Source organism: uncultured Mediterranea sp., from assembly GCF_902493215.1.
Lineage (GTDB): Bacteria > Bacteroidota > Bacteroidia > Bacteroidales > Bacteroidaceae > Bacteroides.
In genome coordinates this window covers 1-17,148 of record NZ_CABUOL010000014.1, presented here as the reverse complement: position 1 = coordinate 17,148, position 17,148 = coordinate 1, and the positions used below count along the sequence as shown (strand labels likewise).

Genomic DNA, 17,148 nt, shown 5'->3' with positions numbered 1-17,148 from the left:
CGGGTGGAAAACATTGCATGTTCTGGCGGGAAAGATTGCATGTTTTGATGCAAAACATTGCACGTCCTGCATCGAGGCAATGCATTGTCTCGACGAGGAGCTTGGAGGGTATTGGAGAGGGCAGGGGAGGAGCCGGCTGCCAGCCGCCTTTATTCGTTCAGGTCGAGGCGGCTGACGCGGATGGTTTCGTTGAGGAAGGCCGAAGCCGACTCGGCAAATTTTTCTTCGGCTTCCGTGGTATAATAGGTGCATTGCCCCCCTCGTGTGCATCGGGCATCCATTTCGGGGTGGCGGCGTAGGTAGTCCTTCAGGCTTTCGGCCACGAGTTCGCCTTGCGAGACGATGGTGATGCCCTCGGGCATGTAGCGTCTGATTTTGGGCAGAAGCAGGGGATAGTGTGTGCATCCCAGTATGACGGTGTCTATCTGCTCGTCCTGCTTCAGCAGGGCGTTGATATACTTCTGTACGAAGTAGTCGGCACCTTCGCCCTGCGACTCGCCATACTCCACGAGCGGCACCCACATGGGGCAGGCCTGCCCGCTTACGCGGATGTCGGGGTAGAGCTTGCGGACTTCCATCACGTAAGATTCGGACTTGATGGTGCCGGCCGTACCCAGCACGCCGATGTGGCGGGTGTGCGTCAGGTTGCCGATGCACTCCACGGTGGGGCGGATGACGCCCAGCACGCGGCGGTCGGGGTCCATCGAAGGCAGGTTGTTGATCTGGATGCTGCGCAGGGCCTTGGCCGAAGCGGTGTTGCAGGCCAGTATCACCAGATGGCATCCCAGTTCGAACAGACGGCGGACGGCCTGCAGGGTAAATTCGTAGACGATGTCGAAGGAACGCGTGCCGTAGGGGGCACGGGCGTTGTCGCCCAGATAGATGAAGTCGTATTGGGGGAGCACTTCCCTGATTTTGCTCAGGATGGTGAGGCCTCCGTAACCGGAGTCGAATACGCCGATGGGGCCGGGCTGGGTAGGATACGTCTGTTTCATGCGTGAAATGAAGAAGGGGAAGATGCCTGACCGGCCTCCTCCCCCTTCCTTGGTTTTATTGAATATGGTTATGCACGTTTATTTGATGCCCAGTTGGGTCTTCACCTTGGCGGTGAGGTCGATGCTTTCTGTACCGATGTAAGCAATCGGAGTACGGGCCAGGTCGAAGATGTAAACCACGCCTTCAGCCTTGCCTACGGCCTGAACGGCTTCGTCCAGCTTCTTGTAGATAGGCATCATGGCTTCCTGCTGGGCTTTTTCAACTGCCTGGTAGGCATCCTGCTGGAATTGTTGCTGACGCTGGGCCATTTCGTTGATTTCTTTCTGACGTCTTTCGAGGATGTTCTTGGGCAGAGAGTCCTGCTGCTGGAGCAGTTCCTGATATTTTCTGTTGAACTCTTCTTCCGAACGCTGCATTTCTTCACGATATTGCTTGGTCAGGGTTTCGATGTCGGTCTGAGCTTTGGTGAATTCAGGCATCACGGTAATGATTTCCTGTGAGTTCATGTGGCCGAACTTGGATTGTGCCATCATTCCCAGCGGAAGGATGAACATAACTACAATGAGTGCGATTTTCTTAAGCATAATGTTTATTTTTAAATGATTTGTTTATTCTTGTTCTACTTCTCTCGTTTGCAAATGTATTGATTTTAATTGGAATATCCTAACCTTGCCAGCACTTCGTTGCTGATATCGATGCTGGGCGAGGCAAAAATGATGCTGGTGGCCGATGCGCGGTCGGTCACGACGGCATATCCTTTCTGTGTGGCAATCTCCTTGACGGCGTTGTAAATCTGGTCCTGGATGGGGCCTACCAGCGCTTCGCGTTTCTTGTAGAGCTCGCCTTCGGGGCCGAAGTACTTGCGGCGGAGTTCGGCCAGCGATTTTTCCTTCTCTACTATTTCGTTTTCCTTCTGGGTACGTTGGGCGTCGCTCAGATTCTTGGCCGAGGCCTGATAGCTTTCATACAGGTTCTTGGCTTCCTGACCGGCTTTCTCTATTTCGGCCTGCCATTGTTTGCTGGCCTGCTCCAGCTGCTGGTTGGCCTGTTCGTAGGCAGGGATGTTCTTCAGGATATATTCCATGTCGATCAGGGCGAACTTCTGCGCGTGTGCCGCCAGGCTGAATACAGCCAGCAGCAATAAGGTTGTTAAAACATTCTTTTTCATGATTATTCGGTTTTGGTGAAACATGGTTTAGAATTCTTGTCCCAGGATGAAGTGGAACTGGCTTCCGCCGTAGGAGCTCGAACCGCGTACCTTGTCGAAACCGTATGCCCAGTCGATACCCATCATACCTACCATCGGGAGGAAGATGCGGACACCGACACCGGCCGAACGCTTCAGCTCGAAGGGGTTGAAGTCGCTCACTTCCTGCCATGCGTTACCGGCCTCGACGAAGGTCAGGGCGTAGATGCTGGTACTTGTCTCGAGCATCAGCGGGTAACGCAACTCAAGGCCGAGGCGTGTGTAGGCATAGCCTTCGTTGCCGTAGGAAGCCAGTGAGCCGTTTTCGTAACCACGCAGGGCGATGGTCTCGGTTGCATAGTACGAGTAGCCTGTCATACCGTCACCACCCACTTCGAAGGTGCCGAACGGCGACTTCTTGTACTTGTTGTAGTGGCCCAGGATACCAAATTCGGCACGTCCCATGAGGACGGGGGTACGCTTCACGCTGATGGGGTCCATCAACGGGATGTATATTTTCGATTTGAATTTCCACTTGTGGTATTCCACCCACTTGTGCATCTTGTTGATGTCGTCCTGGTTGTTCAGGTTATACTTGCTGTAGTCTACACCGTCGAACAACGAATAGGGCGGGGTGAACTGAACAGAGAGCGAGAATTCTGAACCGCTACGCGGGTAGATGGGGTTGTCGATGGAGCTACGAGACAGGGTCAGGTTCAAGCTCAGGTCGTTACATTTACCGTTGGTCACGGGGAAGTATTGCCACTCCTTCAGCACATAGCGCTGGTAAGAGAGCTCGGCGGTGAACTGGAAGTAGTCGTCGGGCCACTTCAGACGCTTACCGAACATCATGGCCACACCATACATCTGTACCGACTTGTCGGGGTCGTAGTAGTTTTCGTAGTTGGTGTAGTTGCCATAGTTGTAGAGGCCGTAGCCGTACATGCCGCTATAGAGGCTGTTGTAGTAGCTATTGTAGTAGGCATCGTTGTAGTACTGGCTGCTGATGTCCGTCTGGCGGGAGTAGAAGGCCGATACGGAGAAGGCATTCGGGCGCTTTCCGCCGAACCACGGATCGTAGAAGGAAACGCTGTACGACTGGTAGTACTTGGCGTTGGTCTGTCCGCTGATGGTCAATGTCTGTCCGTCGCCCTGAGGCAGGATACCGCGGTAGTTCTCACCCGGATGCAGGAGGTTGGCCAGCGAGAAGTTGGTGAACTTCAGACTCAGCTTACCGATGACACCCGTCTGTCCCCAACCGGCAGAGAATTCCACCTGGTCGTTGGCTTTGGATACGAGCGGATAGCCGATGTCCACCGTGCCGTCTTCGGGACGCGGCTTGATGTCGGGCTGGAGCTGCTCGGGGTCGAAGTGTCCCATCTGCTGGATTTCACGGAGCGAACGCATCAGCTCTTCACGGCTGAAGAGGTCGCCCGGACGGGTGCGGAGTTCGCGGCGTACCACGTTCTCATACACACGGTCGTTACCGCTGATGGTAATCTTGTTGATGGTAGCCTGGCGGCCTTCGAAGATACGCATTTCGAGGTCGATGGAGTCGCCCACGATGTTCACTTCCACGGGGTCGAGGCTATAGAAGAGGTAACCGTTGTTGTAGTACAGGTTTCCGATGGCGTCGTCGTCGGTCGACGTACGTTCCTCGAGCAACTTCTGGTTGTAGACGTCGCCCTTCTTCATGCGGAGCAGGTAGTTCAATTGCTCGGAAGGATAAAGCGTGTTGCCCACCCAGGTCACGTTGCGCAGGTAGTACTTCTGTCCTTCTTCAATCTGCATGTAGACGTTGACCGTCTTCTCGTCGTAGGGAGTCACACTATCGGCCACGATGATGGCGTCGCGGTAACCCAGCTCGTTATACTTGTCGATGATGAGCTGCTTGTCGGCTTCGTAGTTCTCTTCCACGAATTTCTTCGTGCGGAAGAGATTGATGAGTTTTCCTTTCTCGTTGGTTTTCTTCATCACGCGTTTCAGCTTCTTGGCCGTGATGGCTTTGTTGCCTTCGATGGTAATCTGATGAACCTTCACCTTTTCTTTCTTGTCTATCTCGATGTCGACAATCACCTGATTCTCATTGTTCTTGTCGTCTTTCTGATTGATGAAGACTTCGGCGTTCTTGAAACCCTTGTCGTCGAAGTAGCGCTGTATCATAGTTTTGGCACGGTCTATCTGATTGGGGGTAATCTGGTTACCCTTGATCATGCCGATTCGGGCTTCCAAGTCTTCGCGTTCGGACTTCTTGACACCATGGTAGCGGATTTCCGATACACGCGGGCGCATGACCACGTGGATGGTGAGCCATGCCTTGTCGCCTTCCACCTTGTCCCAGGTGATGGAGACGTCAGAGAAGAGTCCGTGACGCCAGTAGCGCTTGCAGGCCTGCGTGATTTCTTCGCCGGGGATGGAGATGACCTGGCCTTTGGAGAGGCCCGACAGGTTGATGATGACATAGTCTTCGTAGTTCTCGGCACCTTCGACGCGGATGTCTGCGATTTCATACTTTTTGGGTGTACCCGTATAGAGTACGACGGGCTTTTCCGTATTGTTTTCCTGCGCAACGGCCGGCAGACAACCGGTGATAAGGAGAAGTGCTGCAAATATGGAGAAGATACGTTGATGCATTATATTCACTTTTACAGATTACTATATTTTTATTTTATGTGTGGTTCAACTGATTTGTTCGCTGGTCTTGCCGAAGCGGCGTTCGCGTTTCTGATAGTCGCAGATGGCGCGGCAGAGTTCCTCTTCCCTGAAGTCGGGCCAATAGGTGTCGCAGAAGTAAAGTTCCGAGTAGGCACTTTGCCACAAGAGGTAGTTGCTCAGCCTGATTTCTCCTCCCGTGCGTATCAGCAGGTCGGGGTCGGGCATGAAGTGGGTGGCCAGGTGCTCGTCGATGGTCCGGTCGTCAATCTGTTCGGGCGATAGCAGGCCGGCCTTCACCTTTTCGGCTATTTGTCGGGTCGCTTCGGTCAGTTCCCACCGCGATGAATAGCTGAGGGCCAGTACCAGGCACATGCCCGTATTGGCGGCCGTATGTTCGATGCAGTCGTTCAGGCGGGTCTGTACGTTGGCGGGCAACTTGCGGATGTCGCCTATTACGCGGAAACTGATGTTGTTCTTCATGAAAGTTTCTTCCTCGATGGAGTCGAAGAGCAGGTTCATCAAGGCGCTTATCTCTGCTTCGGGGCGGTTCCAGTTCTCCGTGGAGAAGGTATAGAGCGTCAGGAACTTGATGCCCAGTCTGGCTGCTTCTTCGGCTATGACATGTACCGTTTCGGCACCAGCCTGATGGCCGAAGCAACGTTCTTTGCCGTGTTGCTTGGCCCAACGCCCGTTGCCGTCCATGATGATGGCCACGTGTCGGGGTATTCTGTCAAGGTCGATTTGTTCTTTATAGGTCATCTTTTATATATAAAGGCGATGTTAGTACTTCTTCAGTTTGTTGAGGCATCCGCGCCAAACTTCGTTCGTGCTGCCTCCCCATACAATCCAGATGAAGTTGTTCTTGTCTACCGTGGCTGTATAGGATGTTCCCTTTGTTGCAAATTCGGCAGGGAACAGGAATTTCTTTTCCTGCTTTTCCCAGGCAATGCCTCCGGTGGCCGACTTGTAGAAGCTTTCCAGCTTGTCGCCGAAGATGTAGAGCGCATCGCCGTAGTACATGATATAAGGATTGGACAGAGCCGGACAATGGGCATCGGTCGGTGTGCTGAGGTCAACCCATCCGTCTCCTGTCATTGATGACCAGGGTACGGTCTGGTCGCTTTCCTCTCCTACGTTACCCACCAGGAAAGCCTTGTTCAGGCCGTTGGATGTCAGGTTGGCGCAGGCCGAATAGTTGGACGTGGGGAATCCTTCCGGCACTTCTTCACCTCGTGTCCAGGCCGTCTGTGTGCTGGCGGTTGTGGCGAAATACATTTTCCCGTCGGTCGCATCCTTCACGATGGCGCTGATTGTAGCAAGCGTACCGCTTGTCTCGTTGGCAGGAAGGCTGGCCAAGAGGCTTGTAACGTTGGTACCCAGCGCTTCACGCTCGCTCCAGTTGGCTCCGTCGGTCGATGCCCATACGCTTCCGGCACTTGTGCATACAAGCAGGGTGTCCTGATGGTTGAGGAGCGAACTCAGGTCGGCATCTGCCGGCATGTTGGAGCTGACGGCCTGCCAGTTGTAGTCGGCCGGTGCGGTCGATGTCTTATAGCCAGTGGCGGGGGTGGCATACACAATCAGCCCGTCGCCCAGCGTTATGGCCTTGGGAGTACCGGTGATGGACGAAGGCATGTTGCCCATCTTCTTCCATACCAGCGAATCGGGGTCTTCCTTGTGTACGTTGATAACCAGATGATATTCACGCTTGGCAATACCGTCGGACGCCATCACTTTAAGCGTCATGCCCGGCGAAGCGTTCATGGCCGGCAACAGGTTCTGATAGTTCTCGATGTTGAGCAACGTATCGGGCGTACCCGACATGACCACGCCACTCGTTGTAGTCAGGGTCGTTATCTTGATGCTGTCGATAAGGGTGTCCGCGCTCATCGGAAGGGAGTCGCGGTTGTAGATGATCTGTTGTATCTGGTCTATTTCGAATTTGTAATCCTTACCATAGATAGTATCTATTGCAAATGCGTGTATGGTTGCATCGGTGCTGAATTCGTAATTGGTGTCCGAGTCCAGGCACGAGCTGACGGCGATTGACACGATGAGAAAACTTGCAATGAAAGATAAAAACTTCAGTCTCATTTGTTGCTAATTGGCTACTATGTTGTTTTTATGTTGTTTATTTACAAGCTGCAAAAATAGGAACAATTTTATTCAAAAATGCCTTTGCAGGTAAGTTTTATATAAAATTATAGATAATACGGCGCTTTTTGTCGATAAAATGAGCCTATTTGCAGGTGTATCAGAAGGCTTGTTCTGCCGACAGGTAATGCCGGTAGAAGCGCCCGAAATGGCATTCCCGCCGGTAGGGCGTGTGAGGCCCGACGACGGGAGCGGCAACCCCTTCGCCCAGCCGCAGGGGAGCTTCTTCCACGATGATTTCGTCCCACAGGCCTGCGTCGATGAACGACTGGTGCAGGCGGCTTCCTCCTTCTACCAGAAGCGATTGCAACTGGCGGTTGTACAGGTCGAGCAACATCTCTTCGAGCAGCTCGTCGCCGTAGACCAGCGTGGGGATGGTGCCGTCCAGCAGGTGCAGGTCTTGCGGCAGGCGATGGTGGCGGTCGATGGTGACGCGGACGGGAGCCGGCCCGTACCAGTGGCGCACGTTCAGCGTGGGGTTGTCGAGGCGGGCGGTGTCGGTACCCACGAGGATGGCCGCATGCTCGGCCCTCAGCTTGTGTACCAGCATGGCGGTCAGCGGGCTGGAAAGCACCGTCGGGCTTCCCCCGCTCCTCTGCCGGTCGATGAAGCCGTCGGCCGATTCGGCCCACTTCAGCACGATGTAGGGACGCTGCCGGGTGTGGAAGGTGATGAAGCGGCGGATGAGGTGGCGGCATTCATCCTCCAGCACCCCCACCACCACTTCGCGTCCGGCGTCGCGCAACTTCTGGATGCCGCGTCCGGCCACCTTGGCAAAGGGGTCCTGGCATCCGATGACGATGCGCGGTATCCCTTTCTCCACAATCAGGTCGGTGCAGGGAGGCGTCTTGCCGTAGTGGGCGCAAGGCTCCAGACTTACGTAGATGGTAGCTTCCTTCAGCAGGGTGGGGTCCTTGACGGAGCGGATGGCGTTCACTTCGGCGTGCGCCTGTCCGCAACGCACGTGGTAACCCTCGCCGATGATGCGTCCGTTGTGTGCGATGACCGCCCCAACCATCGGATTGGGGGCCGTGTTGCAAAGTCCGTTGCGAGCCAGCTGGATGCAGCGCCGCATGTATTTTTCGTCTTCCATATTCTTCTTTTTTAGGGGATAATGCCTAATTTTGCACGGCATTATCCCGATATTGTTTCTTTTGATACCACCGTTATATGAGCATAGTGACCATCGCTTCCATCCGTGCCCGCCTGGCGGCCTGCTACCAGGCAGGCGAGGCGGCCGCTCTGTCGCGCATCGTGTGTTGCGACCTGCTGGGGCAGTCGTCGGCCGACTATTACCTGGGCAAAGATATAGCTTTATCTCCAAATAAAGAACAGGAACTGGAGGACATTCTGACGCGGCTCTGCAAATTTGAGCCCCTCCAGTACATCGAAGGCCGGGCGCACTTTCTGGGCAGGGACTTCCGTGTGGGGCCGGGCGTGCTCATTCCGCGTCCCGAGACCGAAGAACTGGTGGAGCGCATGCTCCGCGAAGTGCCGGCCGGCGCCCGTGTGCTCGATGTGGGCACGGGTAGCGGATGCATAGCCATTTCCCTGGCCTGCTCGTTGCCCGGCTCGCGCGTGACGGCATGGGACGTTTCGGCCCGTGCGCTCGAAGTGGCCCGCGCCAATGCCGCCCTTCTGAAGGCCGATGTCCGCTTTGTGCAATGCGATGTCCTGACCTGCCTGCCCGATGCCGCCGACCGCTACGACGTCATTGTCAGCAACCCGCCCTACGTCACCGAGTCCGAACGGGGCGATATGGAAGCCAATGTCCTCCAGTGGGAACCCTCGCTGGCCCTTTTCGTCCCCGACGACGATCCCCTGCGCTTCTACCGCCGCATCGCTTGGCTGGGGCAGCAGATGCTGGCCGGCGGCGGACGGCTTTATTTTGAAATCAACCGCGCCTATGGCCGCCAGATGGAGGCTATGTTGCAGGAGCTGGGCTACACCCGCATCCGTGTGGAGAAAGACCTGTCTCAGAACCCCCGTTTCGTTATCGCAGAAAAATCATGAAAGCAGAAATCAGTGAACAGGAAGCCCTGGCCCGCCTGTCGGCCTGGTGCTCGTCGGCCGAGCATTGCCGGTCCGAAGTCGAAGAGAAAGTCCTCCGTTGGGGATTGTCGGCCCAGGCGGCCTCCCGCATCGTGTCCCGCCTGGAAGAAGAACGCTTTGTCGACGAAGAACGCTTCTGCCGCGCCTTCATCCGCGACAAGTCCCTTTTTGCCAAGTGGGGGAAGATGAAGATCGGGCAGGCCCTTCGCCTCAAGCGCATTCCCCAGTCGGTCTACGGCCCCCTGCTCGACGATGGGGTAGACGACGGCGAGTACCTCTCGACCCTGCGTGCGCTGCTCGCTTCGAAGCGGAAAACCATCCGTGCGCGCAACGATTACGAGGCCCGTGCCAAGCTCGTCCGTTTTGCCTTGGGGCGTGGCTTTTCGATGGACGACATAGGGCGCTGTATCGACCTCTCCGGAGAAAATGACTAGGGAGTGAAAAAAATATCCAGTTTTCCTTTTCTAGTTTCATTCTGTTTCCGTACTTTTGTACCATATTTGGTTATAAATGATAATCCGCTATGAGAAATTTGGAAAAGTTGTTCGCAGAGAAGTTATTGAAAATTAAAGCAGTAAAGATTCAACCGGCCAATCCCTTCACATGGGCGTCCGGGTGGAAGTCCCCTTTCTATTGTGATAATCGGAAGACGCTTTCTTATCCTTCTTTCCGCAATTTTGTAAAGATTGAAATCACGCGACTGATTCTGGAGCGTTTCGGTCAGGTGGATGCCATTGCCGGCGTAGCCACGGGAGCCATTCCCCAGGGCGCATTGGTGGCCGACGCGCTGAACCTGCCGTTTGTCTATGTACGCTCCAAACCGAAAGACCACGGACTGGAGAACCTCATCGAGGGTGAACTTCGTCCCGGCATGAAGGTAGTGGTGGTGGAAGACCTCGTTTCGACGGGCGGAAGCAGCCTGAAAGCCGTGGAAGCCATCCGCCGCGACGGATGCGAAGTGATCGGCATGGTCGCTTCCTATACCTATGGTTTCCCCGTGGCCGAACAAGCCTTCAAGGATGCCAAGGTGACGCTGGTGACGCTGACCAACTACGAAGCCGTGCTCGACGTGGCCCTGCGTACCGGCTACATCGAAGAAGGAGATATAGCGACGTTGGACGAATGGAGAAAAGATCCTGCACACTGGGATGCCAAGAACTGAAAAACTGATTTGTAACATACGGTGAGAAAAGAACTGTTCGGACAACGCCTGTGTCCGGATAGTTCTTTTTTTGCCTTTCTTAAAACCGAAGGATTTATGACGAAGTTTGAGAGTGGGGTAAAGGTGATTCCCGCCTCCCAAAGCGCCGTTTACGGCAAATTGTCCGATTTGAGCAATCTGGAGAAAGTCAAGGACCGCCTGCCCGAAGACAAGGTGAAGAACCTGTCGTTCACGGCAGACACCCTTAGTGTCGAAGTGCCCCCCGTGGGAACCATTACGCTGGAGATTGTCGAACGCGAGCCCGAGAAGTGCATCAAGTTCGGCACCACCACCTCGCCGCTGCCCTTCAACCTGTGGATACAGATTGTGTCCACGGGCGAGGCCGAGTGCAAGATGAAGCTCACCATCGGCATGGAGCTCAACCCCTTCATGAAAGCCATGGTGCAGAAGCCCTTGCAGGAGGGACTGGAAAAGATGGCCGACATGCTGGCCCTGATACAATATTAACCGTTTTGTGAGGAGGAAAAGAGACATGGCACAGAAACTTTGGGAAAAATCAGTACAAGTAAACAAGGATATCGAGCGCTTCACCGTGGGGCGCGACCGCGAAATGGACCTCTACCTGGCCAAGCACGACGTGCTGGGCTCCATGGCCCACATCACCATGCTCCAGAGCATCGGGTTGCTCGAGAAGGCCGAGCTGGAGCAGCTCCTGGCCGAGCTGAAGCAGATCTATGCCCTGGCCGAGCGGGGCGAGTTCGTCATCGAAGACGGTGTCGAGGATGTCCATTCGCAGGTAGAGCTCATGCTTACCCGCAAGCTGGGCGACGTGGGCAAGAAGATACATAGCGGCCGTTCGCGCAACGACCAGGTGCTGCTCGACCTCAAGCTCTTCACCCGCGAGCAGATCAAGGACATCGCCCTGGCCGTCGAGCAGCTCTTCGGCGTGCTCATCCGTCAGAGCGACCGTTACAAGGACGTCCTCATGCCCGGCTATACCCACTTGCAGATAGCCATGCCCTCGTCCTTCGGCCTGTGGTTCGGCGCCTATGCCGAGAGCCTCGTGGACGACATGATGTTCCTGCAGGCCGCCTTCCGCATGTGCAACCGCAACCCCCTCGGTTCGGCCGCCGGCTATGGTTCGTCCTTCCCCCTCGACCGTACGATGACCACCCGCCTGCTGGGCTTCGACTCGATGAACTACAACGTCGTCTACGCCCAGATGGGCCGCGGCAAGATGGAGCGCAACGTAGCCTTCGCCCTGGCCACCATCGCCGGTACCCTCTCCAAGCTGGCTTTCGACGCCTGCCTGTTCAACAGCCAGAATTTCGGCTTCGTCAAGCTGCCCGACGAGTGCACCACCGGCTCCAGCATCATGCCCCACAAGAAGAACCCCGACGTCTTCGAGCTGACCCGTGCCAAGTGCAACAAGCTCCAGTCGTTGCCCCAGCAGATTATGATGATTGCCAACAATCTGCCTTCCGGCTACTTCCGCGACCTGCAAATCATCAAGGAAGTCTTCCTGCCTGCCTTCCAGGAACTGAAGGACTGCCTGCAGATGACCACCTACATCATGAACGAAATCAAGGTGAACGACCACATCCTCGACGACGACCGCTACTCGCTCATCTTCAGCGTGGAGGAAGTCAACCGCCTGGCGCGCGAGGGCATGCCCTTCCGCGACGCCTACAAGAAGGTGGGGCTCGACATCGAAGCCGGACGTTTTACGCCTCACAAGCAGGTGCACCACACCCACGAGGGCAGCATCGGCAACCTGTGCAACGACCGCATCGCCCAGTTGATGGATCAGGTCGTCGAGGGCTTCAACTTCTCCACGATGGATCAGGCCGAAAAAGCTTTGCTGGGACGGTGAGGTGACGGTCTGACTGAAAAAATATGTCGGAAAAGTTTGGCTGTAATGTCGAAACTGCTTATCTTTGCACCCGTCCTTTTTCGGACACAGTTTGCGGAAATAGCTCAGTTGGTAGAGCACAACCTTGCCAAGGTTGGGGTCGCGAGTTCGAGTCTCGTTTTCCGCTCCAAAGGATGCTCGAATGGTGGAATCGGTAGACACGAGGGACTTAAAATCCCTTGGCCATTGCGGCTGTGCGGGTTCAAGTCCCGCTTCGAGTACAGATATGTATTGTGTAACTCCTTGTAAGATAACGACTTGCAAGGAGTTTTCTTTATATACATAAACATAGCATAAACAAAGTTGTTATGGGCTGTTTATGTGGCAATAAAAAAGCCACCTTGCAGTGAAGATGGTTTCTCTATGCTGATATGCTGTATTTGCTTTTATATATGCTGCAATTTTCAACTATTAGGGGGTGGAGCGTACCCTATACCCCTTTGGGGAAGAAATTGCCTAAAAAGGTTGGATGTAAAAGCAAAATATTTATTTTTTTTGTTTAATAGGATAAGATGCTATAAAAGAATTTAGCCCATAAACTATGTCAAAGTGTTTAGGACGATAACAAACCATTCCTCCTTCGAAAAATATAATATTTCCATTTTGGGTAGGATGTAACTTCTTTTTATAATACATTCGATAGTCCGATTCTTTTTCTTTTATGATAATATCATTATCTTGTGTTATTGAGAAAGATTCAACTATTGGTGGAGTTATATTGTTGGTATTTTGGTGTACTTGAATTTTATTTGATTCGACTTCATAATATGACAACGGTTCTATACTTAGAATATAGTCAGTATCATTTGGTGTAGAAATGCAGGAGTATTTGAGTATATAGTCTTGTGTTATTACTTGTTTAATTAAATGGATAATAGTTTTTTCATCATTAATAGTATTTCTAATTTCATTTTCCCAATTTGTTGATATGTATTTTGAGATTTTATTTTCTATATCATCATTTCCCCCTTTTGAGTTTATTATAAAGTTTATCCTATGAATTTTTTTAGTAGAGTTATTTATTCTAATGGGTGCAGATGATAGTTGGATGCTTCCAATAAACACATCTTTAAATTTATACTCTCCTGATGTATTTTCTTCTTTCCATTCTGTATATTTACATTTTTCAATGTTTTTCTGTATTGAACGATATAAATCTGTGTTTTGACTATTCCAATTAATGGTTTTCAATAAATCTACTAATTCTACATTTTGCGCAATACAATTTCCAACAAATAAGAATTGTATCATTATAATTATTATGAATTTCAAACTTGTGTCAATCATAAATGTTTTGGTTTGTTTTTATAACTTTGTTAATTGAAAATACGTTTTGGAAAACATTATTCCTATATCAGATTTGATTTTCTTATAAACTTTATTTTTTATCACATATTCATTGTACAATTTTAGGTTCTTTTTTCTAATACTTTTTTTCTGATTCTTATCATCTGCTACTCTTTTAAAACTATTCATCCTTTCTTCTGTAGACTCCATAGAATATTCAAATGATTTGTCAATGATGAATTGTGATTTATTATTTATTATCTCATTTAATTCTATTTCAACTTCGTCTAAGAATTTTGCAGGTAAAGAAGAAACATCTCCATAAGATGATTTAAAATAGTACATTATATTTTTGAAGTTATATGAACACTCGTTTCCTTTACATGTAATTTCAATGTGATAACTAATGTATGGTTTTAATATATCAAATATAGTTGCATTTAATCCATTATTTGAGGGTTCATAAATACCACTTATTATTATTTCATTCTTCTCTGTATTTATGTACTCTATCCTTAGATTAGTATCTAAGGCTACATATTTTTCCAATTTTTGTATAAAATCAGCAGTGTTCCCTTCGTAAGAGAATTTTGATGAGGATAATGTTTGTGCTAACGATTCCTGAAAATTAACCAAGGAATAAAAAAATAGCAAAATTAATAATTGTTTCATATTGGTATAATTTTATGTGATAATATAAAAATTAAGCGTGAGCAAATACTATGCTACGCTGATAGGTATCGCCAAACACCTTGCCCCATAACAAAGTACGCCCACGCATATCGTGAGCATTTACTTATTGTTAATTGGGGCATTGATTAAATTGGCGATTTTATCAGCCCAAAACAATAGCAAACGCTAAAGTTCAATAGTATGTCTTGAAATAGCATTGCTGCTAAATCGCTACAAAGGTATAAATTAATTATATATCTATAATAAAGTTCTTATAATTAAATATATAATTGTGCGTAAATAACACATTGGGATAGATAAAATGAGCATTTTCGTTTCCCTTCCTCTTTTTCATTAATTTATCAGATGGTAGTGAATATTTCAAGTGAAACTGCATCTAATGCTGCCTGGTAAAGTTGACGAGGTAACTTGTATGTGCAAAATTATCAAATATATAGCAGGATCATTTGTGTATTGTTTTATAGGTATTTCACTAATTATATTTGTCATTTGTCGCGGTGCATAGTGTATGATGCGTTTTCAATAAAATAGGGGGATTATTGCAAAGCTTCTGAAAAAGTTTTCTAAATTTGCATTCTGCACAATTATCCAAACTTGGAATATAAATAATGAGATATGAGATTAAATGAAATAAGAATCTTGAATTTTAGAGGATGCCAAGACGTCCATTTGGATTTTGATAGAAATCTGACTGTCATAGTTGGAGCTAATGGCTCTGGGAAATCAACTATTTTGGATGCAATTTCTATTACCTTAAGCTGGATAATAGCGAGAGTGCGCAATATTAAAGGTCAAGGTTCGTATATAGCAGATGATGAAATTTATAATGGTAGTAACGGTGGGCATATAGACGCAAATTTTGATAATATTTCTTCTTTATCTATACCCAGCAAAGCACAGAAAGGTTTTACAAAAGAGTATGCAACAGATTTAAGAGATCTGAACCAGTATTGCGAAATCTTAAGGGGAAATATAGAACAGACCCAGAAACGGACATCTTTGCCTGTTCTTGTAAAATATGGAGTGCGTCGTGCTGTAGTAGATATTCCTTTGCGAATCAAGAAGTCTCATATCTTTGATTTGTTTGAGACTTATGAAAATTCACTTAGAGGAGATGCCAACTTTAGGAATTTCTTTGAATGGTATAGAAATCAAGAGGATATTGAAAATGAGAAATTGAGGGAATCATATAGTCTGTTCAATAGGGGCAATCAGAATCGTTTTCATCCAGATAGGGCGCTTGAAACTGTGCGGAGAGCTATACGAATTTTTATGCCGGCATTTGATGGAATTCGTGTGACAAGAAATCCGTTACAGATGCGGATTGAAAAGAATGGGTTTTCTCTTAATGTGAACCAGTTGTCCGATGGAGAAAAGATTTATATGGCTTTAGTCGGTGATTTATGCCGAAGACTGACATTAGCCAATCCTACAATGGATGATCCTCTACAAGGGGAAGGCATTGTCTTGATTGATGAATTGGATTTACATTTGCATCCGCAATGGCAAACAGAGATAGCCGCAAAGTTGTGTGAAACTTTTCCGAATATACAGTTTATAGTTACGACCCATTCACCTTTAGTTATTACCAATGTTCAAAGCAAACAGCTCAGAATATTGTCTTCGGCAGATGGGAAAGTAGAGGTCTTACGTAGTTCAAGTGGTTATGCGCTACCGGTTTCTGTTATTTTAAAGGATATTATGATGATTTCTAATGAATTGCCTTATGCGATAGAAAAAGAATTGTTGCCTGACTTGTATAAGGCCATTCATGACGGTGAGTTGGAGAAAGCTAAAAAGTTATGTGGCGATTTGGAAGCTCTTTCGCCTGATTTTCCTGATTTGGTGAAAATTCGTAAGTTCATAGAAATTAAATCCCGTTCACTCTGATGAAGTATATAATAAAAATTTCCGAACCCTTTTCTTTTACTAAATGGAAACGTGATAATCCCAGGCTTGGGTATAAAGATTTGAAGGACGTTACCAAGCAAGATTTGAAAAATTCTTTGATTGCAGAGCAGAAGCATTTGTGTTGTTATTGTGAACGTCGCATAACCAATGCAGATAGTCACATAGAGCATTTCAAGCCTAAGGGTAATCCTTTGTATAAAAGTCTGGAACTGGATTATAATAATCTGCATGCTTCTTGTATAAAGTATCTGTCGGATGGAATTGAGCCTCAATGCGGGCACAAAAAAGGGAATATTTTTACTGCTACGCTCTTGTCGCCTTTGGAGACTGATTGTGCCAGTCATTTTTGGTATACGATGGATGGAGTTATTCACGGTGCAGATGCAAGGGGGGATGAAGCAATAACAATCTACAATCTGAATTCAAGGACATTAGTCAGCCAAAGAAAGGTATTGATAGATTTTTTTACTGATGAGATGTCAACCGAAGATGATATTATTCATCATTTAGATGACACCCAAACATGCTTGGGAGAATTTTATACAATGATAGATTATTTATATAAGAATCATAATATCGGATAATCGTGAATTTAACACGGCCTAAAATTTTGAGTCAATGAAATAAGGGTCAGTTCAACCACCGTAAAGTAATATTTATTGAATTATATAACAAATCACCCGCCCCTCATTCTTCTCCGAGGCAGCGGGTGTTTTATTCAGTGCTTGTGTCGTCGCATGCAGCGGCAGGGCTACATCATGCAGCTGGTGATGCCCAGCGTAGTTCCAATGGCGGTCAGGATGGTGACCAGCGTCTGGATGATGGTTTTCCAAATAGTTTTCTTGTCCATGTTTTTAGGGGTTAGTGGTTAACGGTTAGTGGTTAGTGGTGAGCGGTAGGTGGCGTTGATTAGTGGTCAGTGATTAGTGGTTAGTGGTGAGTATACTAACCGCTAACCGTTCACCGCTCACCGCTAAATATCCACCGTTCACCGCTCACCGCTGTGTTACAGCGGGCTCTCGTCCTGTCCGTCGTCACCGCCGCCGGGTTCAGGCTCGGTGCCGTCGTCCGTCAGCGTGCCGCCGGCGGTGTAGACGGCCAGCTCGGTGACGCGGGTGCACTTGCGCAGCTCGGTGTTGC

General features: G+C 49.4%; 17 protein-coding genes and 2 tRNA genes. 9 read left to right on the top strand and 10 right to left on the bottom strand.

Annotation, left to right across the window (positions count from 1 at the left end; genetic code table 11):
* Positions 1-149 precede the first annotated feature (149 nt).
* From murI to ribD, 7 genes are all read right to left on the bottom strand, one after another.
* A complete protein-coding gene (murI, locus tag RDO88_RS09405; RefSeq protein WP_307759120.1) occupies positions 150-995 on the bottom strand; it encodes a glutamate racemase in 846 nt (281 codons plus the stop codon).
* A gap of 78 nt (positions 996-1,073) precedes the next feature.
* Positions 1,074-1,580 carry an OmpH family outer membrane protein gene (locus tag RDO88_RS09400; RefSeq protein WP_307759119.1) on the bottom strand — a complete coding sequence of 169 codons (507 nt, stop codon included), beginning with the start codon at positions 1,578-1,580 and terminating at the stop codon, positions 1,074-1,076.
* Positions 1,581-1,645: 65 nt separating this feature from the next.
* Positions 1,646-2,164: an OmpH family outer membrane protein gene (locus RDO88_RS09395; RefSeq protein ID WP_288316288.1), complete on the bottom strand. Its 519-nt coding sequence runs from the start codon at positions 2,162-2,164 to the stop codon at positions 1,646-1,648.
* Positions 2,165-2,191: 27 nt separating this feature from the next.
* A complete protein-coding gene (bamA, locus tag RDO88_RS09390) occupies positions 2,192-4,816 on the bottom strand; it encodes an outer membrane protein assembly factor BamA (RefSeq protein WP_307759118.1) in 2,625 nt (874 codons plus the stop codon).
* A 45-nt stretch (positions 4,817-4,861) separates the two neighbouring features.
* Positions 4,862-5,596: an isoprenyl transferase gene (locus RDO88_RS09385; protein WP_307759117.1), complete on the bottom strand. Its 735-nt coding sequence runs from the start codon at positions 5,594-5,596 to the stop codon at positions 4,862-4,864.
* A gap of 21 nt (positions 5,597-5,617) precedes the next feature.
* Entirely contained in the window at positions 5,618-6,931 is a 1,314-nt protein-coding gene (locus tag RDO88_RS09380; protein WP_307759116.1) for a DUF6242 domain-containing protein, read from the bottom strand.
* Between the two features lie 160 nt (positions 6,932-7,091).
* A complete protein-coding gene (gene ribD, locus RDO88_RS09375) occupies positions 7,092-8,084 on the bottom strand; it encodes a bifunctional diaminohydroxyphosphoribosylaminopyrimidine deaminase/5-amino-6-(5-phosphoribosylamino)uracil reductase RibD (RefSeq protein WP_307759115.1) in 993 nt (330 codons plus the stop codon).
* Between the two features lie 77 nt (positions 8,085-8,161).
* Here ribD and prmC point away from each other — a divergent pair, with 77 nt between their 5' ends.
* From prmC to RDO88_RS09340, 7 genes are all read left to right on the top strand, one after another.
* Entirely contained in the window at positions 8,162-9,004 is an 843-nt protein-coding gene (prmC, locus tag RDO88_RS09370) for a peptide chain release factor N(5)-glutamine methyltransferase (RefSeq protein WP_307759114.1), read from the top strand.
* Entirely contained in the window at positions 9,001-9,477 is a 477-nt protein-coding gene (locus RDO88_RS09365) for a RecX family transcriptional regulator (RefSeq protein ID WP_307759113.1), read from the top strand. The genes prmC and RDO88_RS09365 overlap by 4 nt, the downstream gene beginning before the upstream one ends.
* 89 nt (positions 9,478-9,566) lie before the next feature.
* Positions 9,567-10,205, top strand: a complete 639-nt coding sequence (gene pyrE, locus RDO88_RS09360) for an orotate phosphoribosyltransferase (RefSeq protein WP_307759112.1) — start codon at positions 9,567-9,569, stop codon at positions 10,203-10,205.
* A 96-nt stretch (positions 10,206-10,301) separates the two neighbouring features.
* The gene (locus RDO88_RS09355; RefSeq protein ID WP_307759111.1) at positions 10,302-10,712 is read left to right on the top strand and encodes an SRPBCC family protein; all 411 of its coding nucleotides are present in this window, start codon (positions 10,302-10,304) and stop codon (positions 10,710-10,712) included.
* A gap of 25 nt (positions 10,713-10,737) precedes the next feature.
* Positions 10,738-12,078 (top strand): argininosuccinate lyase, encoded by a 1,341-nt coding sequence (gene argH, locus RDO88_RS09350; RefSeq protein ID WP_307759110.1) that lies wholly within the window; start codon positions 10,738-10,740, stop codon positions 12,076-12,078.
* Between the two features lie 93 nt (positions 12,079-12,171).
* Positions 12,172-12,247: transfer RNA gene (locus tag RDO88_RS09345), tRNA-Gly, on the top strand.
* Between the two features lie 6 nt (positions 12,248-12,253).
* Positions 12,254-12,338 (top strand) — tRNA-Leu (locus RDO88_RS09340).
* Positions 12,339-12,603: 265 nt separating this feature from the next.
* On the opposite strand, the gene RDO88_RS09335 is transcribed toward RDO88_RS09340, so the two are convergent.
* Entirely contained in the window at positions 12,604-13,404 is an 801-nt protein-coding gene (locus RDO88_RS09335; RefSeq protein ID WP_307759109.1) for a hypothetical protein, read from the bottom strand.
* Positions 13,405-13,422: 18 nt separating this feature from the next.
* Positions 13,423-14,076, bottom strand: coding sequence for a DUF4468 domain-containing protein (locus RDO88_RS09330; protein ID WP_307759108.1), 654 nt, complete (start codon positions 14,074-14,076; stop codon positions 13,423-13,425).
* Positions 14,077-14,712: 636 nt separating this feature from the next.
* Here RDO88_RS09330 and RDO88_RS09325 point away from each other — a divergent pair.
* The gene (locus RDO88_RS09325) at positions 14,713-15,987 is read left to right on the top strand and encodes an AAA family ATPase (RefSeq protein ID WP_307759107.1); all 1,275 of its coding nucleotides are present in this window, start codon (positions 14,713-14,715) and stop codon (positions 15,985-15,987) included.
* Positions 15,987-16,592 (top strand): retron system putative HNH endonuclease, encoded by a 606-nt coding sequence (locus tag RDO88_RS09320; protein ID WP_307759106.1) that lies wholly within the window; start codon positions 15,987-15,989, stop codon positions 16,590-16,592. The genes RDO88_RS09325 and RDO88_RS09320 overlap by 1 nt, the downstream gene beginning before the upstream one ends.
* Positions 16,593-16,759: 167 nt before the next feature.
* On the opposite strand, the gene RDO88_RS09315 is transcribed toward RDO88_RS09320, so the two are convergent.
* Positions 16,760-16,858, bottom strand: coding sequence for a smalltalk protein (locus tag RDO88_RS09315; RefSeq protein WP_204971957.1), 99 nt, complete (start codon positions 16,856-16,858; stop codon positions 16,760-16,762).
* Positions 16,859-17,148 lie beyond the last annotated feature (290 nt).